The 24,670-nt window shown below is 58.8% G+C and carries 20 protein-coding genes and 1 tRNA gene; 8 read left to right on the top strand and 13 right to left on the bottom strand.

The window, feature by feature from the left end; translation table 11 throughout:
* Positions 1-430: 430 nt before the first annotated feature.
* The 4 genes from rimP (at position 431) to ABIL25_04055 (ending at position 4,675) form a co-directional block, all read left to right on the top strand.
* The gene (gene rimP / locus ABIL25_04070) at positions 431-907 is read left to right on the top strand and encodes a ribosome maturation factor RimP (protein ID MEO0081456.1); all 477 of its coding nucleotides are present in this window, start codon (positions 431-433) and stop codon (positions 905-907) included.
* Positions 904-2,142, top strand: coding sequence for a transcription termination factor NusA (nusA, locus tag ABIL25_04065; protein MEO0081455.1), 1,239 nt, complete (start codon positions 904-906; stop codon positions 2,140-2,142). The genes rimP and nusA overlap by 4 nt, the downstream gene beginning before the upstream one ends.
* A complete protein-coding gene (infB, locus tag ABIL25_04060; GenBank protein ID MEO0081454.1) occupies positions 2,130-4,226 on the top strand; it encodes a translation initiation factor IF-2 in 2,097 nt (698 codons plus the stop codon). Before nusA ends, infB begins: the two co-directional genes overlap by 13 nt.
* 164 nt (positions 4,227-4,390) lie before the next feature.
* Positions 4,391-4,675, top strand: a complete 285-nt coding sequence (locus tag ABIL25_04055) for a DUF503 domain-containing protein (GenBank protein ID MEO0081453.1) — start codon at positions 4,391-4,393, stop codon at positions 4,673-4,675.
* Here the strand turns inward: ABIL25_04055 and ABIL25_04050 are convergent.
* From ABIL25_04050 to ABIL25_04030, 5 genes are all read right to left on the bottom strand, one after another.
* Positions 4,672-5,454 (bottom strand): undecaprenyl-diphosphate phosphatase, encoded by a 783-nt coding sequence (locus ABIL25_04050; protein ID MEO0081452.1) that lies wholly within the window; start codon positions 5,452-5,454, stop codon positions 4,672-4,674. The genes ABIL25_04055 and ABIL25_04050 overlap by 4 nt on opposite strands.
* Positions 5,455-5,606: 152 nt before the next feature.
* On the bottom strand, positions 5,607-7,142 hold the full coding sequence (locus tag ABIL25_04045) for a BamA/TamA family outer membrane protein (protein MEO0081451.1): 1,536 nt from the start codon (positions 7,140-7,142) through the stop codon (positions 5,607-5,609).
* 125 nt (positions 7,143-7,267) lie between these two features.
* Positions 7,268-7,726: an HNH endonuclease gene (locus tag ABIL25_04040; GenBank protein ID MEO0081450.1), complete on the bottom strand. Its 459-nt coding sequence runs from the start codon at positions 7,724-7,726 to the stop codon at positions 7,268-7,270.
* Between the two features lie 58 nt (positions 7,727-7,784).
* Entirely contained in the window at positions 7,785-8,987 is a 1,203-nt protein-coding gene (locus tag ABIL25_04035; protein ID MEO0081449.1) for a tetratricopeptide repeat protein, read from the bottom strand.
* 60 nt (positions 8,988-9,047) lie between these two features.
* A tRNA-Ala gene (locus tag ABIL25_04030) sits at positions 9,048-9,120 on the bottom strand.
* Positions 9,121-9,468: 348 nt separating this feature from the next.
* Here ABIL25_04030 and fusA point away from each other — a divergent pair.
* The 4 genes from fusA to ABIL25_04010 all read left to right on the top strand — a co-directional run bounded on the left by fusA (position 9,469) and on the right by ABIL25_04010 (position 14,219).
* Positions 9,469-11,550, top strand: a complete 2,082-nt coding sequence (gene fusA, locus ABIL25_04025; GenBank protein ID MEO0081448.1) for an elongation factor G — start codon at positions 9,469-9,471, stop codon at positions 11,548-11,550.
* A gap of 95 nt (positions 11,551-11,645) precedes the next feature.
* Positions 11,646-11,984, top strand: a complete 339-nt coding sequence (locus tag ABIL25_04020; GenBank protein ID MEO0081447.1) for a hypothetical protein — start codon at positions 11,646-11,648, stop codon at positions 11,982-11,984.
* 85 nt (positions 11,985-12,069) lie between these two features.
* Entirely contained in the window at positions 12,070-13,440 is a 1,371-nt protein-coding gene (locus ABIL25_04015) for a phosphomannomutase/phosphoglucomutase (protein ID MEO0081446.1), read from the top strand.
* Positions 13,392-14,219, top strand: coding sequence for a tRNA 2-thiocytidine biosynthesis TtcA family protein (locus tag ABIL25_04010; GenBank protein MEO0081445.1), 828 nt, complete (start codon positions 13,392-13,394; stop codon positions 14,217-14,219). Before ABIL25_04015 ends, ABIL25_04010 begins: the two co-directional genes overlap by 49 nt.
* Positions 14,220-14,599: 380 nt before the next feature.
* On the opposite strand, the gene ABIL25_04005 is transcribed toward ABIL25_04010, so the two are convergent.
* The 8 genes from ABIL25_04005 to ABIL25_03970 form a co-directional block, all read right to left on the bottom strand.
* A complete protein-coding gene (locus tag ABIL25_04005; GenBank protein ID MEO0081444.1) occupies positions 14,600-15,142 on the bottom strand; it encodes a T9SS type A sorting domain-containing protein in 543 nt (180 codons plus the stop codon).
* Positions 15,139-16,476, bottom strand: coding sequence for a hypothetical protein (locus tag ABIL25_04000; GenBank protein MEO0081443.1), 1,338 nt, complete (start codon positions 16,474-16,476; stop codon positions 15,139-15,141). The genes ABIL25_04005 and ABIL25_04000 overlap by 4 nt, the downstream gene beginning before the upstream one ends.
* Before the next feature lie 39 nt (positions 16,477-16,515).
* Positions 16,516-17,649, bottom strand: coding sequence for an FAD-binding oxidoreductase (locus ABIL25_03995; GenBank protein ID MEO0081442.1), 1,134 nt, complete (start codon positions 17,647-17,649; stop codon positions 16,516-16,518).
* Positions 17,642-17,986 (bottom strand): (2Fe-2S)-binding protein, encoded by a 345-nt coding sequence (locus ABIL25_03990; protein ID MEO0081441.1) that lies wholly within the window; start codon positions 17,984-17,986, stop codon positions 17,642-17,644. The genes ABIL25_03995 and ABIL25_03990 overlap by 8 nt, the downstream gene beginning before the upstream one ends.
* Positions 17,983-20,175: a signal peptide peptidase SppA gene (gene sppA / locus ABIL25_03985; protein MEO0081440.1), complete on the bottom strand. Its 2,193-nt coding sequence runs from the start codon at positions 20,173-20,175 to the stop codon at positions 17,983-17,985. Before sppA ends, ABIL25_03990 begins: the two co-directional genes overlap by 4 nt.
* A 5-nt stretch (positions 20,176-20,180) precedes the next feature.
* Positions 20,181-20,741 (bottom strand): 4Fe-4S binding protein, encoded by a 561-nt coding sequence (locus ABIL25_03980; protein ID MEO0081439.1) that lies wholly within the window; start codon positions 20,739-20,741, stop codon positions 20,181-20,183.
* A 555-nt stretch (positions 20,742-21,296) separates the two neighbouring features.
* Positions 21,297-22,157, bottom strand: coding sequence for a 3-hydroxybutyryl-CoA dehydrogenase (locus tag ABIL25_03975; GenBank protein ID MEO0081438.1), 861 nt, complete (start codon positions 22,155-22,157; stop codon positions 21,297-21,299).
* A gap of 102 nt (positions 22,158-22,259) precedes the next feature.
* Positions 22,260-24,670 (bottom strand): C25 family cysteine peptidase (locus ABIL25_03970; protein ID MEO0081437.1); only part of this gene is annotated, 2,411 nt, incomplete at its 5' end.

Genomic DNA, 24,670 nt, shown 5'->3' with positions numbered 1-24,670 from the left:
CGCGGCAAGGCAAACAGGCTTACGCCGGCAGGCCACAAACTCCAGTTTGTCAAAGAACCACTGCTAGTGCCGAACCGCTAGAGAAGGGAGTGCACATAATGGATTCGCCAAACGGAGGTAACGATGTCCTGAAGGCACTCCCTTCTCAATTGTCTGCTCTCGCAGTGCTCTCCGAATCATCGCTTTACATGTTTGCATCAGCCATGCCAGCACGTGACGTCTCGGCACGTTCGACTAAGTTCATATCCCAGCGATAGTTACCGGCACAGACAAGCGGAGACCAATCATGCGACAGGGCTCAAGGCATCTACAGTAGTATCGTCAACACCCGCAAACACATGAACTTAGCTCATTGCGACACGAAGGACGTCAGCGTCGAACCCATCCCTCCTTGACTTGACTCCGAAGATGGTCAGCGTATAATGCCCTGATGTCAGGAAGTGTGATCGAAGCAGTGTCGCAGGCTGCGGCCGAAATTGCAGCCCAGCTCGCGGTCGAGGTGTATCACATCGAGATGTCTGGCCGTACGCTGAGAGTACTAATTGACACACCCACCGGTGTGTCGCTCGAGACCTGCTCCCGGTTCTCCCAGGCCTTGTCGGACGAACTCGACCGCCAAGACCTGATAACGAGCCGTTACTTCCTTGAAGTGTCCTCACCCGGCATCGAGCGGCCGCTGTATCGCCCCCGGGACTACGCCGCAGTTCTCGGCCGGAACGTACGAGTACAGACCGCAGCCGGCGTAATTGAAGGCCGGTTGGTCGGAGCCGACCAGACCGGCGTCAAGCTCGAGATCAGCCATGATGGCGAGCCGGCTCAGGCTACTCTGGATTATCAGGAAATCCGCTCCGCCCGGGTCCGGGCCAGCGACGCGGAGCTGTTCTCAAAGCAGCAGGAGCCACAGTGAACAGAGAAATCGCAAATCTCATAACTCAAATTGCCCGCATCCGCAACGTGGACGTCACCTACGTGTGCGAGACGTTACGCACCAGCATCGTCGCCGGCCTGCGCCGCCGATACGGTCCGGAGACCGAGGCCCACGTCGAGATCAACCCAGAGACAGGGGAAATTAAGGTATTCCTCGCCAAGAAGGTTGTCGAGCATGTTGACAACCCTGGTCAGCAGATAGCGCTGGCCGATGCCCAGCGTCTGAACCAGTCGTCTCTGCCCGGGGATGTTGTGCGGGTTGAGGTTCCGCTCGAGGAAATCGGCCGTGTTGCCATCCGCAAAGCGTCCGACGAACTCCTGCTAAAGTTGCGCGAGGCAGAGCGAACCAAGCTCTACAATGAGTTCATAAAGAAGAAGGGTGAAATCATCACCGGGACGGTACAGAAAATCGGCCGCGAGGAGGTCATTGTCAACCTCGGCCTGATTGAGGCAGTACTTCCTACCCACGAACAGCTCAAGAGCGACCATTACCGTCAAGGGTTGCCAATCAAGGCCTACGTGCACCGGGTAGAAAAGACTCCGATTGGTCCGCGCGTCTATCTCTCCCGCACCCACCCCGAGTTCCTGCGTAAGCTCCTCGTCCGCGAAGTTCCCGAAATCCGCGAGGGTATCGTCGAGATCAAAGGCATCGCCCGTTCGCCCGGATTCCGCTCCAAAGTTGCAGTGAACTCTCTCGACGAGAAAGTTGACCCAGTCGGTGCCTGCGTTGGATACCGTAAGTCGCGGATTGAGAACGTCGTCAAGGAGCTCTCTGGCGAGAAAGTGGACATCGTTCAGTGGAGTCGGGACCCCCTGGTGTTCATCGCCCGCTCGCTCGGGCCGGCCAAGGTCAGTGAAGTCATCAAGGAGGGCGACGTCTACATCGTCGTCGTGCCCGACGCCGAGTTCTCAATTGCCATCGGCAAGAAGGGACAGAACGTCTGGCTGGCAAGCCTGCTCGCGCAGGTCAAGATCGAAGTCCTCAAGGAGACCGATTACCGCAACCGGGTGCTAATGCACAAAGCCGCCAAGACGGGGCTGGACGGACTCGAACTCGGCGAGGAAGTGCGCGAGAAGCTCACCGCCGCTGGCATCTCGACTGCTTTCGATATCCTGAACGCTGCGCCCGAGGTCCTGGCCCAACACGTTGCCCTTGCCCCCGAATCGGTTGAAGAATTCAAACAGAAGGTGCGCGACAAGGTATGGACAAGCTGAAGGTCTTTGAGGCAGCAAAGCAACTCAACCTCTCCTCTGAGGCGCTGATCGCAATCCTCAAGGAACTGAACTTCCCGCCCCGGGGCTATACCTCCTATATCAAAGAAAGCGAGTTCGAGGCCGCCAAACTCAGGCTGCGCAAGGAAAAGAAGCAGTTCAAGGAATCAATCCGCCGGCACCGACCCGCTCATCCCTCAGCCGGACCCCGGCCACGCCTCGACGAACAGGCCCTTGACCGCAGCATCAAGCAGACAATGGTCAAAGTCCGGGGTCGCGAAATCAAACACCGCCGGCCCGTGCGTGAAACCCGGCCAACCGATGCTCCGCCCGCCGCGGCTGCGGTCAAGGTGAATCCGTACATGACTGTGGCGGAACTGGCCCACGCGCTCGATACCACGCCCGCGGAGATAATTAGAAGGTGTATCAAACTCGGTCTGATTGCCACTGTCAACCAGCGGCTCGACCTTGACACCATTATGCTCATCGCCGACGAACTCGGTGTCAAGGTCGAACAGGAGAATGAGGAAGAGGCCAAGGTTCAACGCGGCGAGCCCAAGTCCCGGCCGCCGGTCGTCGTCGTCATGGGACACGTTGACCACGGCAAGACCGCTCTGCTCGACTATATCCGCAAGACCAGAGTCGCCGAAACCGAAGTCGGCCGCATCACCCAGCACACCGGCGCGTACGTCGCCTGTCATGACAACCGCCCGATCATCTTCCTCGACACACCGGGCCACGAAGCGTTCACTGCGATGCGCGCCCGCGGCGCCCAGATTACTGACATCGCGGTACTCGTGGTAGCAGCCGACGACGGCGTGATGCCCCAGACGCTGGAGGCAATTGACCACGCCCGTGCGGCCGGCATTCCGATGATCGTCGCCATCACCAAGATGGACCTCTCCAATGCCAACCCGGACCGGGTAAAAGCTCAGCTTGCGCAGCACGGCGTTGCGGTTGAAGGTTACGGCGGACATACGCCATGTGTCGAAACATCAAGCGTCACCGGCCAGGGCATCGAGGAACTGCTGGACGCCATTCTCGTCGTCGCACTCGAACTCGACCTCAAGGCACCCTACGACGGCCCGGCCAAGGGCGTCGTGGTCGAAGCCCGCGTTGACCGCGGCCGCGGTAACCTTGCGACGATTCTTGTCCAGGAAGGCACCCTGCGCCGTGGCGACCCGTTCGTTGCCGCCGAACACCACGGACGAGTTCGCGACCTCCTTGACCAGTCATTCAACCGTATCAAGGAAGCCACCCCCTCGATTCCGGTCCAAGTCCTTGGCTTCTCCGGATTGCCTGAGGCCGGGGACCGGTTCGACGTTACTCCGGACGAACGCACTGCCCGTGACATCGCCCAGCGCCGATTTCTTGCCAAGCGCGACCGAATTCTGGCTGCAAGCCGCCCCAAGGTGTCGCTTGAGTCGCTCCAGGAACGCATCGCAGCTGGCGAAACCAAGGAACTCAAGGTGATTATCAAGGCCGACGTTTCGGGCTCGGCTGAGGCCCTCCGCGACTCGCTGGAAGGCCTGTCAACCGAAGAAGTACGAGTCAAGGTTGTCCACACCGGCGTCGGCGCAATCAGCCGGTCGGACGTGCTCCTGGCCAAGGCGTCCGAGGCGATACTCGTTGGATTCCACATGAAGCCGCTGCCCGATGCCCGGGCATTGGCCGAAAAAGAAGACGTCGAGATCCGGACGTACCGGATCATCTATGCGGCAATAGACGACATCCGGGCTGCGATGCTCGGACTCCTGGAGCCTGAAAAGAAGGAGATTCCACTCGGCCGGGCCGAGGTCCGCAAAGTCTTCAAAATTCCACGGCAGGGAACGGTCGCCGGCTCGTATGTTACCGAAGGCAAGGTGGTACGAGGCTCAGAATGCCGGGTGTTCCGACAGGGCAAGGAAATTGCCCACGGCAGGGTGACATCGCTGAAGCGGTTCAAGGACGATGTCAAAGAGGTGGAAACGGGGTTCGAGTGCGGCATCGGCATCGAGGGGGCTGACGACATTGCCGAGGGCGACGTCATTGAACTGTTCTGTATCGAGGAAGTGGCCCGCACCTGTTTCCCGAGCGAACAGCGCTAGGCCGCGCTTCGGGCAGGACGAATCTCAAGGTGATGCGAAGCGCCGGAAGAATCCAAATGCATCCAACCGTACTTCTGGTCTTGAACCCTCAGTCAGTGGTATCGGTACCCGAACCTGGGCCTTGCTGCGGTTATAGCGCGTGATGCACGCGGCATAGAACCACCATGACCGTCGGCCTTCTTACCGTTGACTGCTTCATTCCCGAGAGCCTCTCGCTCAAGGACAAGCGTCATGTCCTGCGCAGTATCTCCGAGCGGATCCGCCGGGAGTTCAACGTCTCGATCTGCGAGGCGGATTATCAAGACCAGTGGCAGCGTACGACGCTCGCCGTGGCTGTAGCCAACACCGAATGGCCGATGGCCCGCCGCACCCTGCACCGTATTGTCGAGTTCCTTGAACGCGAGCGACGGCTCAACGTCCTCAACACCGATATTCAACAGCTCTACTAGCGCACGAAGACAAGTGCGGCAAGGCCGGCGGCCCAGCAATAGAAGGCAAACCAGAAGAACCGGCGTCCGGCAACTGCTCGGCGCAACAGCACGAGCGCAGCAAGTCCGGCGCCGAAAGCCGCCAGCACGCCAAGTGCCATCGCGGCTGGCGGAACCGTGTGCCAATCCACATCCAGCAATTCCTTGACTGCGGCTGCGAGGATAACCGGCACCGACATCACGAAGCTGAACTCAAACGCCTGCGTCCGCTTCAGACCGAGGAACAGCGCCATGGCAATTGTCGCACCAGAGCGCGATATACCAGGGATTATCGCCACAGCCTGGACTGCTCCGACCGCAAGCGCAACCACCGAGTCTACCGGCTGCCCCCGCTCGCGTGCGAATCGGGTCGTAAAAAGGGCAACACCGGTTACAATCAGCATCGGCCCGACAACTGCCGGCTGAGAGAACGCCGCATCAATCCGGTCCGCGGCTATCAACCCGACTACGGCAGCCGGAACCGAGGCAAGCGCGATGTATCCAGCCGTTTTCAGACTTGCCGACCTCGTTTCAATCCTACGCGAGAAGGCGCCGCCGATGATTTCGGCAAGCTCGCGCCGGAAATACGCGACCAGCGCAAGCGCGGTGCCAAGGTGCAGTACCGCGGTAACAGCCATCCGGGCCGACTCAGGTGCCCGCAGGAGATGCTCCAGAAGCACGAGATGGCCAGAACTGGAGATCGGAAGGAACTCGGTCAGGCCCTGGAGCAGGCCGAGTAACAATGCTTCAAGGTACGACATTACTAGAGAATAACCAGTAGCCAGTGGCCCATAAGCAATGAAAAGCCAACTACCAATGATCCTGGCTGATAGCCCAAACCTGCGTTGTCCAATTGGGCGTCAGTCATGATGACTGACCGCCACCGGCCGTTCGCCCCACCGACTCTCTCATATCAGAACTCCGCTTCAAAGCTCAGGTGGACTTTCCCTCGTACCGGACTGTCTTTGTACATGACTCCATAGTCCACCTCGAACAGGCCGATACGGGTCGACACCCGCAGACCGAATCCGTAGCCAATCGCAAAGACCCAGCCAGATAAAGTCTGGCACACACCCGCATCGCCGAAGGGGTATCCGACTGCGTTCGCCGCAATCTGCCAGCCCAGCTCGCAGTTGAACCACCCAACCTGACGTGCTGAGAATTCGTCTTCCCGATAGCCACGCAAGGTTCTGGCCCCGCCCACCCGATACAGCTCGAGGTCAGAAAGTCGGGCTGACGAATACACCAGCCGGTAATGCCCGCTGTTCGCAAACACAAGGGAACCGAGAGCAGGCCCGGCCAGGGCCGCATCAGCCTCAAACCGGCCGACAAAGCCCGTCTTCCCCTGCGCAGCCCGGCTTCCACCAGTCGTGCGCAGGTCGAGTGCGGCCCCACGTCTCGGATTCAGCTCCTTCTCCCGGGTGTCGAGCGCCAGCCCGGTGCCGGCCCATGTCGTGCTCGACCTGAGATTTGTGTCGGTTGCGGCCACTAGGTCGTAGCCACTGGAGAGTCTTACCTCGAACCCAGTCTCGGTCGCAATTCGGGCCTGGGCGGAAAGCGACGTGCGCGAACCCGAAGTATCGTATGCGTCGTGTCGCACCGTACCCTCAAGGCTGAGCCACGGCACTAATATCCAAGGCTCGACATAGGTAAGTAACCAGGAACCTCTTCCCTTGAACGCGCGCCAGCTTCCTTCCAGTCTGCGTCCAGTGTTCAGTATGTTGCCGAACTCGAACTCAACCGTTCCAGTGAACATCCGGTCGCCGGCCGAGTATCCGGCTGCGGCCAGCGCCCGGTTCGACCTGAGCGGACTGACGAGAAAGCGCACGCCGTATCCGTCTCCCTCAACGACCTCGTGGCCAAGAACACGTACGACTCTGCTCTTCTGTAGGTTCCTCCGCCAGTACCAGACCAGACCGGACGAATAAGAAAGCCCGGCACGGAATCGCGCCAGCCGCGAGGCAAGTCCTGGCGTTAGGCCGTGTGCGCCTGAGAACTCCAGCCGACCGACAACCACTCTGGGTCCAGGATTCACCTCAAGGACTGGAATGACCCAACCAGCGCTGTCGGTTAGACCAAGCGGCCTGACTTCGGCAAGCGGAAACCCGTTCTGCTCGCAGAATGCGAGTACCCGACTGGCTGAGCGCTCTAAACTGAGCTTTGAGAATGCCGTGCCGGTCCTGGGCAGGAGCCGCACCACCGGCCGGTCAGCCACGGTGTCTTCTGCGGTCAGCTCCCATCGGGCAATCCGCGCCAACTTACCAGGATTGACCACGAAACGGACCATAAATCCTTCTGGTCCGGTGAAAGTATCAACCGTCACGCGTGCGTTCAGGTAACCATGGTTCATCAGTCCCATTTCCATTTCCGCGACAGCTCGCTCAAGTCGTCCTTCATCCACAATGTCGCCGGCGTTGAACCCGGCCACCGCCTTGATCCCCCTGGGCATACCGGTGACTACAACCTTGCCGACCCGCCAGTTCTCCAGACCCCACGCCGCAGCTATCAGGCAAGCAACCAGCAGGAAAGCCTTGACGCCGCAGCGTGTAACCTGTAGCCGGCGGTTCCGGATGTTCAGCTCTGGAACAGGTACTGCCGCCAGACTTCCGGCACCTCCCCGATTGAGCTGATTGAGAAGGTGAAATAGTGCGGCTTCTTTGGTTGCCGGAGCAGCGTCATGTTAGCCTGTGCCGGAGTCGCATTACCCTTCCGCGCGTTGCAGTCAGGACACGCACAGACCAGGTTCTCCCAGGTCTCGGTTCCGCCCAACGCCTTCGGCACAACATGATCGGTCGTCATCTCCGCGAGCCGCCGGCCGCAGTACTGACACGTACCGTGGTCCCGCTTCAGGATGTTGCGTTTGGTCAGTGGAACCTCCTTGCGCCTGACCCGGACGTAGTAGTTCAGCCGCAGAACGCTGGGTAGTGGCATCGAGAAACGTACCGACCGAGCAGTCGTTTCCGACACCTCCACCGGCTCGGCCTTGTTCAGAAGTACCAGCACAACCGCACGTCTGCCCTTACAGATTGACAAGGGCTCGTAATTCTGGTTCAGAAGCAGCACGCGCCGACCGAGCGGTGAAGCGACCCCGCTATCCGCGGACGAAGAGCTCCTTGTCAATAAGTTCGATGTTTCGGTTGACATAGGCAATTTGGGTCCGGCTGAAAGATGCGTAGGCCGGGTCAGCAGCGGCCTTTTGATAGTACTGTCTTGCTGCTTCGTAGTACGACTTCGCTTCCCTGAGCTTGGCTACCGGCGTGGCGGTTATGTTTTTACCTCGGCTTGCATCACCCTGCTGACGGTTGATGTCGCCAAGCGAAGCATAGGCACTGGCCATATCCGGGTCTATCCTGAGCGCCCTGCGCAACTCGGCCTCAGCCGGACTGAGCCGGCCCTGCTTTACCAGCACGTCTGCCTTGGCGACGTAAGCGGTGGTCATGCTCGAATCCATGGCGATGACTTGGTCGAACTTAGCCAGTGCCTGGCTGAACTTGCCTTGCCGGGCAAGTATCACGCCTTGCGCCAGCAGCGCTTGCTTGTCTGAGGGATCAATCTTCAACACCTCATCCAGTTCGAGAACTGCCTCGCTGTACCGGCCGATTTCGGCTAAGGCAGTAGCGAGCTTCACCCGCAGCGACGTGACGCTCGGATCGCTCTTGAACCGCGCGACCAGCGGCTTCAGAGCCTCCACTGCCTCGGCGTACCGTCTCATCTTATACAGGAACTCGCCCCACAGCCGCATGACGCTCAGGTCATCAGGGAATCGGCGCAAAGCTTCCTTGTAAACTGAATCCGCCTGCGCCATCCGCTCGGTCTTAACATATATCTGAGCGACGCCGTTATACAGGTCCACAAGCGAGGAATCCATCTCCAGTCCCTTCCGGTACGCCGCAAGCGCACTGTCCACGTAGGTTGAGTCCATGCCTGACATCTCAAGGAACAGGTCTCCAAGACCCTCGTATGCTTTCGCTTTCCTCGGGTCCAACCTCATAGCCCGGCGGTAGAACTCTTTGGCCTGAATCGGATCGCGCCGGAACCGCCAGATGTTGCCGATGGCGATACAGGGATCGTAGTAGGTCGAATCAATCTCCAGCGCCCGCTGGAAATTCTCCATCGCGGCGTCATAGTTGCGCTGGGCATAGTAGCTGGCTCCAATCGAATAGCTCTGCTCGGCCTGAAGCCTCCTTGCCCTAATTTCCTCCTCGGACGTCGGCTTCACGGTCGTTGAAGACGCACAGCCCCAAACCAGCACAACGATAGAAAGAACCAATAATGGCCTGACAATTCTCTTCATTTCCTGGACTCCTTTCTTCCTAATACTCCTATGTCGTTGTGGTTCGATTCTCGATTCTAGTGGAGCCGACGGGATTCGAACCCGTGACCTCTTGACTGCCAGTCAAGCGCGCTCCCAACTGCGCCACGGCCCCTAACGACACCAGGCGATCTAGGCATCAGCCGCCAAGGCACTCCGGACACCAATCGTCGGCGTAAGTCTCACCGAAAACTTCCTGGCTGTCAAGGTGTTTTGTCGCGGCAGGTGAAATCTAGTAGGAGCCGGTCAACCTCGAGCCAGCGCTTGCACTTGGACACGGCAATACCGGCTAGTGCGACTTCTCGTTCCCGACGTCCCACGTTCTAGCCACTGGTCCGGCTGCCCGCGGCATCTCTGTGTCTGCTCTTCGCCCTGCCCTGGACGCCGGGGATTGTCCAGTTCGATCTTGATAACATCTCCGGTAACATTGACAAGGTTCGGGCTGCCGATACCATAACCGACCATGCCTGACTATCCGCTCGAACGCTTTCGCAACATCGGCATTGCCGCACACATTGACGCCGGCAAGACCACGACCACCGAACGCATCCTTTACTACACCGGCCGGATTCACCGGATGGGCGAGATTGACGAAGGCACGACCCAGATGGACTGGATGATTCAAGAACGCGAACGCGGCATCACCATTACGAGCGCGGCCACGACTGTCGCCTGGCGTGACCACCGGGTGAACATCATCGACACGCCGGGCCACGTTGATTTCACCATCGAGGTTGAACGCTGTCTCAAGGTCCTGGACGGTGCGATAATAGTTTTCTGTGGCGTCGGTGGCGTCGAGCCGCAGTCGGAAACAGTCTGGCGCCAAGCTGACCGGTACCACGTCCCGCGCATCGCCTTCGTCAACAAGCTGGACCGGGTCGGCTCAGACTTCTACCGCGTTGTCAAGATGATGGCTGAGACGTTCCAGGAAATTCCGGTCCCAGTCCAGCTTCCAATTGGCGTCGAAGATAGCTTCAGGGGCGTCATTGACCTGATCGAACAGACTGCCTGTGTCTGGCACACCGACGACTTGGGCGCAAGCTACGAATCCGGCCCAATTCCTGAAGACCGGAAGGCGGAGGTCGAGGAATACCGGCACCGGATGCTCGACGTACTCACAACCTTTGACGAGAAACTGCTCGATTCATACGTACATGGCCAGCCAATCGAGCCAGTCGAACTCAAACGCGCCCTGCGCAAGGGTACGATAGACCTTCGCATTGTACCGGTATTTTGCGGCTCGGCATTCCGGAACAAGGGCATCCAGAAACTCCTGGACGGCGTTGTTGACTACCTACCTTCCCCCCTCGACGTGCTGCCCGCGCGGGGCACGAACCCAAAGACCGGTAAGGAAGAAACCAGACCGGCAGACCCATCAGCACCCTTCTCAGGCTTTATCTTCAAGCTTGCCGCTGACCCGCACCGCGGCATGCTTTCCTACATTCGGGTATACTCTGGCAAAGTACGCCAGGGCCATGTCGTCATGGCTATCCCGGAAATGGAACGCGTGCGTGTCTCCAAACTACTCATCATGCACGCGAACCGGCAGGAAGAAGTAGAAACCCTGTCAGCCGGAGAAATCGGTGCCGTCGTCGGACTCAAGAACTCACACACTGGCCAGACCCTGGCGAGCCTCGCCCATCCCATCGCCTTCGAGTCTATCCAGGTCCCGGAACCGGTCGTATTCACTGCCATTGAGCCCAAGACAAAGGCCGAGGAAGAAAAACTTTCGACTTCGCTCGCCACGCTTGCGCTTGAAGACCCGACCTTCAAGGTTCGCACTGATGAGGAAACCGGTCAGCTTGTTCTGTCCGGCATGGGAGAACTGCATCTAGAGATACTGCTTGACCGTCTGCAGCGGGACTACAAAGTCGGAGTACACTCAAGTAAACCCCAGGTGTCCTATCGAGAGACCATCACTGCACAAGCAAGCGCCGAGGGTCGCTTCGTCCGGCAAACTGGCGGCCGCGGTCACTACGCGGTGGTAAAACTTGCGCTGGAGCCTTCAACTGAAGGCAATAGCATCGTCAACGAAATCAAGAAGGCTGCGATACCGGCCCAGTTCATACCGGCGATTGAACAGGGTATCCGTGACTGCTTTGAGGCCGGGGTTTTGGCTGGATATGAAGTACTGAACACCAGGGTTCGCATCGTGGACGGTGCCTTCCACGAGACCGATTCCTCAGATGTGGATTTCAAAGTAGCGACCAGCCAGGCGTTTCGCGAGGCATTTCTACGGGCATCCCCTACTTTCCTGGAACCAATAATGGAACTCGAAGTCGTCACTCCGGAGCAGTACGTCGGGTCGGTGCTTGCAGATGTGACTGCCCGCGGAGGTAAGGTTCTTAAGCTGGAAGCAGTCAAAGGCCACCAGATTGTTACTGCCGAGGTGCCGCTGGCCCGCACATTCGGCTATGCTACCTCGGTCCGTTCCCTGACTCAGGGCCGGGCCACCCACTCGCTACAGTTCAAGTGCTTCCAGCCGGTTGACGAAGAGACCCGGGTCAGACTCTACCCCCTATTCGCCGATCAGCGCCGACCGTAGTCTGTTTGCCGTGCTTGACAATCGATTATGTCTTAATACATTAGCGTGTGACCTGCTTGGCAGGTGCTAATAGCCATCATCGTAAAGGAGGTATCGTGAAGAAGACCGTTGTCCTTGTCTGTCTCGCTGCTACGTTGCTGATGACTGTCGGCTGCGGTACAGTGCTGGTCACCGCGCCGCCGAAGAGTGACATCCGGCTGCTGGCGGAACTGGAGCCGGCGAGCGCCCGGGTCACAATGAAGAACTGGTACGTGCTCTGGGGATTGGTACCGATAACCAATAACAACACCAACGACCTGATCGCCAAGCACGGACTCAAACAGGTACGGGTCAAGACCTATTGGTCTTTTGTTGACGCGCTTATCAACGCAGTGCTGGGCATAGTTTCAATCTGGACCAACACGGTAGAAATCGAAGGCAACCTGAGCAAGTAACCCTGAGGTCAGATTCGCTCAAGGGCAGGCCATGGCCTGCCCTTGCCACCTTTATTTCGGACCTGTTTTCTGTTATCATTCAACTATGAACCCTTTGATCTTCCGCGAGTACGACATTCGAGGCATTGCTGACACTGAACTGCGTGATGATGAAGTCTACCGTCTAGGTCAGGCGTTTGGAACTTACGCGCTCCAGCATGGCGCAAAGCGGTGCGTCGTCGGCCGGGATGTGAGGCTTTCCGGCCCGCGCATCCAGCAGGCCATGACCAAAGGTATCTGCTCGACCGGGCTTTCAGTCATAGACATCGGCGTTGTGCCGACCCCGGTGTTCTACTTCGCTCAGTTCCACCTGAACTGCAACGCCGGCATCATGGTCACCGCCAGCCACAACCCACCCGAGTACAACGGGTTCAAGGTCAGCCTGAACAAGACCACAATCTTTGGCCGGGACATCCAGACCTTGCGCCAAGTAATGGAGCAGTGCCGATTCGACCAGGGTAAGGGCAAACTGGCCCGAACCGACGTCATCCCGGCATACCTTGAGGCATTGCGTGCCAAAGTAACGATCCCAGGCCGGCTTCGCGTCGTCTTTGACCCGGGTAACGGCACCGCCGGTATCCTGCTGGAACGACTTTTCGCCGGCACACCAGTGGAGCCGACTTTCATCAACCTCAGGCCGGACGGTACGTTTCCTGCCCACGTCCCTGACCCGACCGTACCCGAGTACATGCGGCAGGTAACAGAGCTAGTGAAATCTTCAGGTGCCGACTGCGGTATCGGCTACGATGGCGACGCGGATAGAATCGGTGCTGTGGACGAGACCGGTACGATGGTGTACGGTGATAAGCTTCTGGGAATCTACGCCAAGGAAGTTATTGCTGCGAAGCCGGAGGCGATAATCGTATTCGATGTCAAGTGCTCGCAAGGCTTGGTCGAATACGTCGAGTCTCTGGGTGGCAAGCCACTGATGTGGAAAACCGGTCACTCGCTCATCAAGGCTAAGATGAAGGAAGAAGATGCGCTACTAGCTGGTGAGATGTCCGGCCACATGTTCTTCCGCGACAACTACTACGGGTATGATGATGCACTGTTCGCCTCGCTCCGGCTCCTGCGCATTATCGCCTCATCCGGCCGCAGGCTCTCTGAGCTCGCTGCTGAAATCCCGCGTTACTATTCCACGCCGGAAATCCGCGTCACGTGCGCGGACGAGGCCAAGTTCAGGGTAGTGTCCGAACTGCGGGATCATTTCAGACGCCAGCACAAGGTCATTGACATTGATGGTGCAAGGGTCGTTTTCGCCGACGGCTGGGGACTGGTCCGGGCCAGTAACACGGGCCCGGTGCTGGTACTGCGGTTTGAGGCCAGGACCCCCGAGCGGCTGCCTGAGATTCAGGGCATGTTTCTGGAATTGCTGAAGAAGTATCCCGAGGTCAAATTGCCCGAGGACCAGCTCTGATAGTCCAGAACCCGCTGCCAGCTACCATCCGGCGAACGCTCTGGTCGGTAAAACAGTGTATCGATCGCTTCGGCCTCATCAAGCAAGGCGAGAAACTGGTAGTTGGCGTCTCTGGCGGGGCTGACAGCCTGTGTCTGCTCCATGCGCTCAATCGTCTGAACCAGCGTTTGCGCAGGGAGTGGCAGGTAATTCCGGTTCATGTGGACCCCGGATTCGAGAGCTGGAAAACTTCACGGGTACAGCGCGCCTGCGCGAAGGCTGGCCTAGAGTGCTACGTGGCAAGTGTCGACGTGCCATCCAAACTGAAACCTGTCGGGCTCAGGCCGTGCTTTGTGTGTGCCCGCGAACGTCGCAAAACCCTGTTTCGTTATGCAGACCGAGTTGGCGCAAGCAAGATAGCGCTGGCTCATCATATGGAAGACGTGACCGAGACACTGCTCATGAATCTGCTCATGACGTCGTCCGGTTCCACCTTCCTCCCTCGGCAAGAGCTATTCCAAGGAAGACTGACCGTCATCCGACCGCTGTACTATGTCGAAAAGCCATCTATCCGGTCATACTTACGCAGCTTCGGCATCAGACCAGTCGTTAACCGCTGTTCATTCAGCAAGAATGGTATGCGTTTGCTCGTCCGCCGTTTCCTGGAGCGTCTCTACCGGAAGGACCGCCGGCTGAGAACCAACATCTTCTGGGGCATACACAACCTGAAGCCCGAATATCTACCGTCTGCAACACGCACACCGGGTCAGACACGACCCACCGGGTCAGACCCCATCTGAGGCCGGTTTTCTACTAGGAAACCTTTGCCTGTGTCCTAGCGTCGAACTTCATGCAAGGGTTACGAAGCATCTGCCTCCTTTGCTCCTTCGGTCCGGCGCAGGCTCGGGAAGGGCCTGCGCCGGCTGCCTCCAAGTCGCAGCGCCACTAACGGCCCAGCTCGGCTGCGCCCGTAGTAGTATTGAGGCGTCCCAAACTCGGCACGTGAGTCGGCCAAGCTACGTTTTTCCCAGAGCCAAATTTTTCTCTTGCAACCATTGCACTCTTATGTTAGTCTAATGCTCTGGAAGCGACGGGATAAAAGCATCTCTGCCTCCTTTGCTCTTTATGCCCGGATGCGCCAAACGGCGCATCCGGGCTGAGCAAATCTGGGACTAACCAACTAACGGGTTATGACCACCTTCTGCACCAACCGCGTCTGCCCGGCCAACAATTCGAGGAAGTACACACCCGATGGCAAACTGGACTCCGATACCGCCCTGATGTTCCAAGTCACCAGGTACCGGCCCGCGGCCTGCCTACCCCGCACCAGCGTACCGACAAGACTGCCCTTGCGGTCATAGACTGCAAGACTCACACTGGTCTCGGTCGGAAGTACGTAGGAGACATGAGTCACACGGTCAAACGGATTGGGCCAGCATGGTTCAAAACTGACATCTGCAGCCCGCAGCGGCTCCACCTGATTTCCACTGACACCACCCATCGCAAAGGGCCGGCACCAGAAGCCAAGCACGGCCCGATAGGCCTGACTCCTAAGCCAACCGGACGCGACCGGTTGACCGAGGCTGAACCCGCAGCGGTATCCGGACGAAAACAACATCACCCTTCCACCGTCGTCCAGCACATTCTGGCTGAGCACGACCGGCTGGCCCGATGCCGCAAGCGTAAACCCGCCTATGACAGCACAGACAAGCGCACGTCTCATTGTTCTGCTCTAGCGCTGACCCGATAATCAAACTCGGCGTCAGAACCTGGGGGTCCTGTCAGCTCAAACCAGGTCTCATGCTTCTTGACAACGACCGGTACCGGCTCACCACCGGTCTGCTGGAGGAATACGTAGTATCCGCGCACAGCTTTTTCTTTCATCTCAGGACTCAGCTCTACTCGCGCCTTTCCGTCAACAAGTCGGACCGAGCCGAATTCGTCCTGTCCGGGTAGCGGCCTCGGTGTCCACTGGCTAGAATACCATGTCAGAACATAGCCGGTGCTCGGCGACGTTGTTGACACGGGCCGACCCTGCAGCCCGGTTACCTTGAGGTCGTATGCGTTTCCGCTGACATCGCCACCCAGAGAACGCGGCTCCCAACGGCTGGAATACCAGGTGAGCACTTGGCCGGTCGAGGGTGAGGTATTGTACACTGGTCGGCCCTGAAGTCCGGTTACCGTAATGTCCGAAATCTCACCGTCAATGTCGCCACCTGGAGCAAGCGGCTGCCAGCGAAACCCGTCGTAGGAAAGCAGGTCATGGTCGTACGGCGTGGTTGTGGATATCTCTCTGCCGCGAAGTCCCACGACAACGATGTCACTTATCTCACCCTCAATATCACCACCCGGCTCTAGCGGCTGCCAGCGGAACCCGTCGTAGGAAAGCACGTCATGGTCATACGGCGTCGCAGTTGAAATCTGTCGGCCTCGCAGTCCGATAACCTGGGGGTTCGGGTAACTGCCCGACAAATCTCCACCTGCCGGCCCGCTCACACCGCCCGCTGAATCCGGCATCGGCTGCCAATTGAACCCGTTCCACTTTATGACATAGCCTTGTAATGCGCCGTAATCACTTATCTTAGCCATGGTCACCGCCCGATCTGCAATCTCGGTCTCCCCTATGCCCGGGCTCAACGGCCTCGATACGGTGTTGGCCCGGAACGCAAACCCGACGCTTGTGACCGCGACTCGGGGCGAGAGCGTCTGACCCTCGACCACAAGCTCCAGCTCGCGTGGCGCACCCGGTGCAAACACGCTCTCCGGTATTGGCGACACGCTTCCGAGCGTGGCGGCAAACAGGCCGTAGTTCACTGAGCACGACTGTGTTTCCTGCCATTGCACGTTGGTGCCGCTGTAGAGCCTGAACTGCATTGAGCGCACGCCGTTTACTGGGTTGCCCTGGTTATCTGTCAGATAGCCCTGCAGGTTCATCCTTTGAGGTACGCCTTTGTCCTGTTCGACCTGCACCGCAACGCTACCCGGCACTCTGGTCTGTGCTGATGCCAGCAAACACACTGTGGCGAGTATGACGATAGTCCAAGTATACTTTGACATCCAAACCTCCTTCAACCTGTCCGGCCTCATGCCGGCAGCCTATTTCATCGCTTCGGCCTGGCCGAAGTCTCGCGTGAGGCTGAACTGGTCGAGCGGCAGGGAAGTTTGACCGCAGTCAATCAGCTCAGCCATCAGTTTTCCGATTGCGGGTCCGAACATGAACCCGTGGCCGCTCATACCTGCGGCAACGTAGAACCCTTGAACTGGCGTAATCCCGCACAGCGGATTCCCGTCCGGGCTCATCTCGTACGAACCGGCCCATTGCCTGAGGACTTTCAGACCGGCAAGCCTCGGCACCAGTCGCACCATTCTCCTTGGCATCTCGGTGAGAAACTCATCGGTCGACTCTGTGCCGTGACCGGGTACAAGCCGGGCCGGCGTGTAGCATCCGAGGAAATGGCCGGTTCCGATGTGCTGCAGGAAATAGCACCCGTCTGGCCGGTAATCAACGAGCATAGGGTTGAACAGGTGCTCAGCCGCCTCAGTGACAAGTGACTCGTGCCGGTCCGGCTTGACCGGAACATTGACTCCGGCAAGTGAGCCGACCGGGCCTGCCCATGGGCCAGCGGCATTGACCACGTTGCGTGTGGACAATTCAGTTCCGTCTGCGGTCAATACCGAGACAACTCGCTCTTTGTGCACCCGGATTGCCGTGACCTCACTCCCGCACCTGACTTCGCCGCCAAACCTTCTGATTCCAGAAAGGTATCCGTAAGTGACCTTGAACGGATTTGCCTGGCCGTCGGTTGCACACCAGGCTCCTCCCAGAAGTCCATCGGTATTCAGGTCCGCTACGATGGTTTTGCACTCCTTGGGCCCGATGTAGTCCACCCTTAGTCCGTATTGCCGCTGAATCGCTATGGCGTTACGAAACGCCTGCTCGCGCTGCTCGTCAAAAGCCAGAAACAGATAACCGCCCTGGAACCACTCAATGTCCTGTCCGAGTTCATCTTTCAGGGTCGAGAAGACCTTGATGCTCTCGAGCATCACCCGAATTGAGAGGTCATGGGTAAACTGAGCCCGAATGCCGCCGATGCATCTGCCGGTCGAACCGGCGCAGGGAAAATCCTTTTCCAGAACGATAACCTTGTGCCCTCGCTTGGCCAGATAGTAGCCGGTGGCAGCGCCGATTATCCCGGCTCCGATAACCACCGTATCGGCTGTCTTACTCATCTTGCCAGTTTGCCAGCATTCCTATTGGCAGCGGCTTCAAAGGTGGTCGCGGAAGCGGCATCTTCTGACTCGCGGCCGGAATCCCGGTCTCCTCCTGTATCAGCCGGGCGATAATGCGCAGACATCCCCTGCCCTGGCAGTGTCCCATCCCGATCCGCAGCACCCGCTTCAACTCCTCCAAGGAATGGTGTCCGTTCCGAATCGCCTGCCGTATTTCCTGCTCCGTCACTTCCTCGCACCGACAAACAACGGTCACCCTTGCATCACGATTCAACCCGGACCTCCGGCGCACGGCTTGAATCCTTGAACCCTTGAACCCTCGGCCCCTTCTTCTCATGGCCACAGCGCAACCCTCGGCACAAGTGCCTGTACGAGCCGCTCCAAGAGCGGACCCAGACCAGCCTTCCGACTTGGATAGAACACACACTCGCAGTCTTTGAGCTTTGCCTGTGTCTTGGCCCATTCGAGAGCCGGAAGCACTCCACCAAGCGAATCAACGAGTCCGACCCGTCGGGCATCCCGGCCGGTCCAGACCCGGCCTTGAGCTACCGAGTCCACCTGCTCGTACCTGAGCCTTCGACCTGATGCCACCTTTTCGACAAACTGCCGGTAGAACTCATCAATCTGCCGGGTGAAGAGTGACTCCTCCTCTGGTGTCAGCGGCCTCTGGTCCGACATCGCTCCGGCGTGCGCACCGCGTTTCAGCACCTGACGCCTGGCTCCGAGCTTGTTGTACAAGCCTTCTGTTACAAACTTGAGATTGAACACGCCAATTGAGCCGGTTACCGTTCCCGGGCTGGCGAATATTCTGTCGGCCGTGCATGAAATGTAGTACCCGCCGGACGCAGCAACATTGCCCATCGAGACCACCACCGGTTTCTTCTTGCGACACAACTCTACTTCTCGCCAGATAAGGTCTGAAGCAAACCCGTCTCCGCCCGGCGAATCAACCCGGAGCACAACCGCCTTGACTCGCGAATCTTTACGCGCCCGACGCAAAGCGTTGACGATGGTATTCGCGCCCATCGTCATCTCGCCGGAAAGAAAGTCAGTCCTAGACTCGCCGGTCTCAATCGAACCGGTTGCATACACCACGGCAACCTGTGCCGGCCGCTGCCAGTCGTACTCGTAGTCCTCAATCCCACGATACGAACTTTCGGACATCTTGCCGAACCCTGGCACCTGCTTCTTCAGAATGCTATCCAGCTCGTCCGGGTAGCACAGCTCGTCAACGAGCCCGCACTGTGCTGCCTCCCTGGTGGAAAAGAAGCCGATGTTCACCAGCCGTTCCATGCTGTCCCTGCCGATTCCTCGGCCATTGCTGGTCTGCTCGACGAAATCATCAAACACCGCATCCAGCATCGCCTCAATCTGCTCCCGGTTCGTCTCGGTGAGCGAATCCTCAGTGAACGTCTCAACTGCGGACTTGTACTTGCCGTGCCGGATTGCGTCCGGCTCAATACCAAGTTTTTCCAGCGTGCCCTTGAGGAACAGCGCGGTTGCGGTAACACCTGGAATTGACACGTCACCAAGCGGGTAGCACAGGATGCGGTCCGCGACGGATGCGACGTAGAACTCCATCATTCCGAGGTGTGGAGCATAGACGAACACCTTCTTGCCTGCGGCCCTGAAATCAGCCAGGGCTGACCTCAGTTCCTGGGCCTGGGCAAGTCCCGGACTGAAACCCTCGAGCTTCAGAACCAGACCGCAGACACTTCTGTCCTTGCGTGCCCGCTGCACCAGGTCAAGCAGCTCCCAGGTGGTCCGGGCCGGCCGCGAACCTGAAAGACTGAAGCCCGGTTTCTGGTCAGCAACCGAACCGACAAGCTTCACCTCAACATACCGTTTCTTGGACGGCAGCAGGCTTCGACGCTTCTGCTTACCCAACCTGAGGACCGCTCCGACCTGCTGTTTCTGACCAACCCTTGAGCCGACCGTACCGACTGACATCCTGCCCAGGCCGATGGTAAGACCGAGTGAGAAACTCATGTCATCAGGCTTCAGCCTGCCGGCCAGGGCCACGCCATTCAGAGGCTCAGTCTCGAATCCGACAACCGGCCGCAGTGGTGCTGACCCGAGTGCGTCTGCGGACAGGGTGAGGCGGTTTCCGAACGGCCGTAGTGCGATGCCGGCTGTCACGCTTCCCCAGTTATGGCCCAGGTCGTTCCAGACCGCGCCGACCGAAAGCCAGCGCACCGGCCGCGCCAGCGCACCCAGGCCCCATCTTGTCAAACTGTCCCGGGTCAGCTTGACACCGCCGTACAGACCCCTGTTCCCTAAACCCAGGCCAAGGCCGTACCGGCTACCCGGCTCCCAGAACCCGCCGAGCTGTTCAAGCCTGCCACACAGAGCGCAGTTCTGCCACACACTACTCCGGCGTAGGTTGTACATACAATAGAAATCCCAGGACTGATTGACCCCAAGTCCTGCCGGATTACCCATTATTGCCAGCGCGTCGTCCGACACTGCGACTGAAACCGGCACCTGGGGCGCCGAACTAACAAGCACGAGAACAATCGCCAGCATCACGGTTACCTCCTACCCTTCACCCTGATACTCCGCACCACGTTCCACAGCCTCTTTGGCACTGCGACGACAACAACTGCGCACCGGTCCGTTGCCGGCGAATCAAGCACCCTAACCACCGTGCCGGTCGCAACCCTACGGCCGGTACGGTCCAATGCGGCAACCTTCTGACCCTTTTCCGGTCTGGGCAAAAGCTCATACGGCAGGGCAACCGTTGCCTCGGCCTTCGAATACGTACAGTCCACCACGAATATCGCCAGCCCAGGACAGCGGGCCACGCACATCATGCAGCCGTTGCACTTCTCCTGATCCACTTTCGGCAACTCGGTCAGATTCCCCTCGATGGTTATCGCCTTGCGCGGACAGGCATCAGCACAAGGATTACACGGTATCCGCTCAACGCACTCCACTACGACAACTGGTCCCTTGTTCAATCGCTCGGGACTCGGCATCTGAGCCAGGCGCGTAAGCTCGAACGCCGTCAGCACGCCGGTGCGCTGATAATGTGCGAGCCGCTCATTCGCGGCTCTGGCCCGCGCGGCTCGATTACCGGATTTGGACAGCACGGCCGATTATAGAACCACGCCTATCCTAGTCAAGACAGATTCATCTTTCTCCGCAGCTTTCGATAGTATTCTCCCCGATAGCATTTCAGTTAGGCAGACAGCAAGCCAGACCGCAAGCCAGGCGGCGGGCCAGGCCGCAGGCCAAGCGCCCGGCCAAGCTGCGAAGCAGGCGATGGGGCAAGCCGCGCCCCCGGCAGTGGACCACGCTGCGAGGCAAGTCTATGGACAGGCCGTGAGCTGCGCGGTGGGTCAAGCCGTAAGCCAAGCGGGGAGACACACGGCAGGGCAGGTAGCGAGTCAGGTGGCGATGGAAGTAGCTACCCAGACAGCGAGCCGGGCAGCCGGGTAAGGACTAGGCCAGGCAAATAGCCAAGCCGCCACCCAAACAGCAGGGCAGGCAGTGTACCAGACCACCCTGTGGGTAGCGAAATGTCACATTCTTGCTTGCCCGCGCATCTCATCTATGAACCCGTCGAGGATATTCTTCGCGGCAATCGAGCCAGCCTCGCTTCGCGGCGGTCCTTTTCGTCCGTTGAAGTCGAAAGCCGGGGCTGCCTACTTCGGCGTGTAGTCGTAGAATCCCCTGCCAGTCTTACGGCCCAGATACCCGGCTGCGACCATCCGTTTGAGGAGCGGACACGGCCGGTACTTTGGGTCGCCAAGGTCCCGGTAAAGGACGTTCATAATCGCAAGGCACACGTCCAGCCCGATGAGGTCGGCAAGCGCTAGCGGCCCGAGCGGATGGTTCATGCCGAGCTTCATTACCGAGTCAATCGCTTCCTTGTCTGCCACACCCTGCTCCAGACAGAATATCGCCTCGTTGATCATCGGCAGAAGCACACGGTTGGACACGAACCCGGGCGAGTCGTTGACGACAACCGGGGTCTTGCCAAGTTTCCTAGCCAGTTCCACCACAGCGTACATCGTGTCATCCGAGCTTGCCAGTCCGCGCACGACCTCAACCAATTGCATGAGCGGCACCGGATTCATGAAGTGCATACCTGCAACATTAGCCGGCCGCTTCGTGGCTGCAGCTATTTCGGTGACAGAGATGGTCGAAGTATTCGTCGTCAGTATTGCGTCCGGGCCACAGACCTGGTCAAGGGTTGAGAATATCTGTTTCTTGAGCGCAATATCCTCGGGCACGGCTTCGACTACGATGTCACATCCAGCGCAGTCCTCAAGTGCGACTGAAGTGGCGATGTGGCCGAGCGCCTCGGCTTGGGCCTGTGCTGTCATCTTCCCCTTCTCGACCAGCTTTGCCAGAGACTTCCTTATCGTGCCAAGTCCCTTGTCAAGGAACTTTTGGTCAACATCGGTCATAACCACGTCGAACCCGGCAACAGCGAACACTTGAGCAATGCCGTTGCCCATCGTACCCGAGCCGACGACACCGACTTTCCTGAACTCTTTCATGGTTCCTCCTGTAGCTCTGTTCGCGGTATGGCTAACCTAACCGGGAACCGGTTCGAAGTCAAGCACGACCCCGGTTAGAAACGCTCCGCGCCGTTTGCAGACCTATTCGACCATCACGAGCTTGACCGACTCTGCCTCGACACCAGGTTCGAGCCGACACAGATACACCCCACGGCTGCACCGGCGACCCTGGCTGTCGCGGCCATCCCACACAACGCCCAGCGATTCACGCCCTGAACCATGTGCGGAAAGCGCCCGAACCAGACGACCAGACGCATCGTAGATTCGGATTTCCTTCGGCCCATCAGCCGACAGCCGGTATCCGATGGCTGTGTGGGTCCGAAACGGATTGGGAAATGCGCCAGCAAGGCCGAACCCGGGGGTCATGTCTCCTGCGCTCATATCCCTGATTCCGGTCGGTGGCGCAGTGGTATACTTCACCGCCATACCGGGCACAAAACTCGCGGCCCCTCGGTGGTAGGTGCCGTTATACAGACACTGGATTATGACCGTCCGAGTCTGGTCCTGAAGCCCGGCCGTACATGAGCTGTAGTTGTTCGCACTCTTGTACTGCACGAGAATAACGTTGTCACCAGATGACCTGGCTACGGTGGTATCGTAGATAATCACTTCGAATTTGTCCCAGGCGCTGGAGCTTACGTACTCGACACTGTCATACTCGACTATGAACCGGTGATTCAGGGTGTCATGATACCACCAGATCCCTCCGCCATAGCGCGGGTCGTAGTCATCCCAGCTTAGGCAGACCATAGGTGGAGCCGCAGTGTTCGGCAGGGTCGTGTTGGTATATGCGGTATAACTTGTTGTCCCTGGCGCAATCCAGCCGTTGGAACAGATCGAAATCTGGGTGTAGCTCTGGCCATAGTAGTTCCAAGGACCGAACCGCGCGGGCAGACTGACGGTCTGGGTCTGGTCGTCTCCCAGATTCAGCCTCGTGCCAATGCCGCGGATTTCAACCCACGAGAAGACCGGCCGCTCGTCGTACAGCGTGTCGGTAATGTCGTAAGCGTAGTAGCGGGCCGGTGTCCTTGGCCCGTCCGGGATGGGGTCACAGGTACGGATAGCGCCAACCTCAACCTCGAACGCGCAGATGGTCGTTTGGGTCCCGGTTCGCACGTACAATGTGCACGGTAATCTGGTTTCGCGCGGGGTCGAGATGTCAACACCGAGACGGAATCGGTCGGTGCCGTTCGCGCCGGTCGTGTCCGGCCCGATCTCCCCAAACGAACCAAGCGAGTCAAGCACCCGAAGCCGGGGATCGCCCGAGCGCAGGATAGCGGTAACGGCATAGGCCCTACCCCTCCCCGTATTGCGCAGCGTCACGACCATGTCCGCCTGTTCGCCAGGGTCAAGCATACGGTTGCCGTTACCGCCCGGCGGCGGGTCGGACACTTCGTAGTTCGAATATGAAAGCCTCGGCGCGCCAACAAAAAGCGAAAGCGGACTCTGCCAACAGGAGTCGTTCGCGTCTTTCGAGCACACCGAGAACGCCAGGCGGTATCCGTTGGTGCAGGAAGACGCTACGGTGAAGTCGAATCCGTCCGGCCCGGTAAAAGCTGAATCGCCTGGCCCGATGTTGCCGAACGATTTCACCGTGTCGCGGAGCGTGATATTCGGGTCGCTTGAGCGTAGCCAGGTCCGGACGTTCTGCGCCTGGCCGCCGCCCCAGTTCTTCACCCACATCTTCAAGTTGATAGTCTCGCCCGGATTGATGATTCGGTCATTGTTGCCGCCGGCTGAGTCGTCCGCCTCAGTCCGTAGCCACAATACATAGGCTCCACCCGCTGGCATCACAAGCGCCGAGCCGAGATAAGGTCTGAGGTCATGGCCAGTAACGGTCACAAACAACGTATCCGGTGCGGTCGTCTGAATGTTGAGCAGCGCCTCCCCCGCGGCATCGGTGTATCCGGCTGCAAACACGGTCGTGTCACCGTGCGCTGCCGCACACACCAGAGCATTCTTCACCGGCCCGGACGCAGTCCGAACCGCGACGGAAAACGGGTAGTTGCCAATCGGAATAACCGACGGATGAGAGACTTGAAGCTCGACCGGCTGATGCGCGTAGACGTCAATTGCGCCGTCACCCATCATGTTGTACATCTCGAGATACCGCCGCGTCGTACCGGTGTTCCCCATCTGCCGGAAGTAGATGAGCTTGGCCCGGTTGAACCCTCCCATTATCCAGAAGAACGAGGAATCAAACATGCAATCGAATACCCTGCGTTCCAGCGTGTCATCCTCGGTCCAGTACGAGGTTACCGAAGAAGCGATATGAGCGATGCCACCCCGCCGGCCACTCCTTATCCACGACTCAGAGAAGCACTCCGGGCAGCTGGTCGAGGTAAAGTTGCCGGAAAGGCAGGCATAAGTCTGCACATACGGCACCATGTCAACATTCGTCAGACTGTGAACGCCTGTTGTCGTGAAACTCGGGTCCGCCCACCTGTCCACGTCGCCGTGTCCGGAATAGGTGACCCAGGAACGACCGGTGT

It is taken from the genome of candidate division WOR-3 bacterium (assembly GCA_039801365.1).
Lineage (GTDB): Bacteria > Hydrothermota > Tepidihabitantia > Tepidihabitantales > Tepidihabitantaceae > JBDRUN01.
The sequence above is the reverse complement of the archived record's forward strand: the minus strand, read 5'-3'. Positions and strand labels throughout refer to the sequence as shown.

Bases quoted from the DNA above. Each gene is read 5' to 3' on its own strand.
- rimP (MEO0081456.1), top strand. From the start codon at position 431: ATGTCAGGAAGTGTGATCGAAGCAGTGTCGCAGGCTGCGGCCGAAATT.
- infB (MEO0081454.1), top strand. From the start codon at position 2,130: ATGGACAAGCTGAAGGTCTTTGAGGCAGCAAAGCAACTCAACCTCTCC.
- ABIL25_04055 (MEO0081453.1), top strand. From the start codon at position 4,391: ATGACCGTCGGCCTTCTTACCGTTGACTGCTTCATTCCCGAGAGCCTC.
- ABIL25_04050 (MEO0081452.1), bottom strand. From the start codon at position 5,454: ATGTCGTACCTTGAAGCATTGTTACTCGGCCTGCTCCAGGGCCTGACC.
- ABIL25_04045 (MEO0081451.1), bottom strand. From the start codon at position 7,142: ATGCCCAGGGGGATCAAGGCGGTGGCCGGGTTCAACGCCGGCGACATT.
- ABIL25_04035 (MEO0081449.1), bottom strand. From the start codon at position 8,987: ATGAAGAGAATTGTCAGGCCATTATTGGTTCTTTCTATCGTTGTGCTG.
- fusA (MEO0081448.1), top strand. From the start codon at position 9,469: ATGCCTGACTATCCGCTCGAACGCTTTCGCAACATCGGCATTGCCGCA.
- ABIL25_04015 (MEO0081446.1), top strand. From the start codon at position 12,070: ATGAACCCTTTGATCTTCCGCGAGTACGACATTCGAGGCATTGCTGAC.
- ABIL25_04005 (MEO0081444.1), bottom strand. From the start codon at position 15,142: ATGAGACGTGCGCTTGTCTGTGCTGTCATAGGCGGGTTTACGCTTGCG.
- ABIL25_04000 (MEO0081443.1), bottom strand. From the start codon at position 16,476: ATGTCAAAGTATACTTGGACTATCGTCATACTCGCCACAGTGTGTTTG.
- ABIL25_03995 (MEO0081442.1), bottom strand. From the start codon at position 17,649: ATGAGTAAGACAGCCGATACGGTGGTTATCGGAGCCGGGATAATCGGC.
- ABIL25_03990 (MEO0081441.1), bottom strand. From the start codon at position 17,986: ATGAGAAGAAGGGGCCGAGGGTTCAAGGGTTCAAGGATTCAAGCCGTG.
- sppA (MEO0081440.1), bottom strand. From the start codon at position 20,175: ATGCTGGCGATTGTTCTCGTGCTTGTTAGTTCGGCGCCCCAGGTGCCG.
- ABIL25_03975 (MEO0081438.1), bottom strand. From the start codon at position 22,157: ATGAAAGAGTTCAGGAAAGTCGGTGTCGTCGGCTCGGGTACGATGGGC.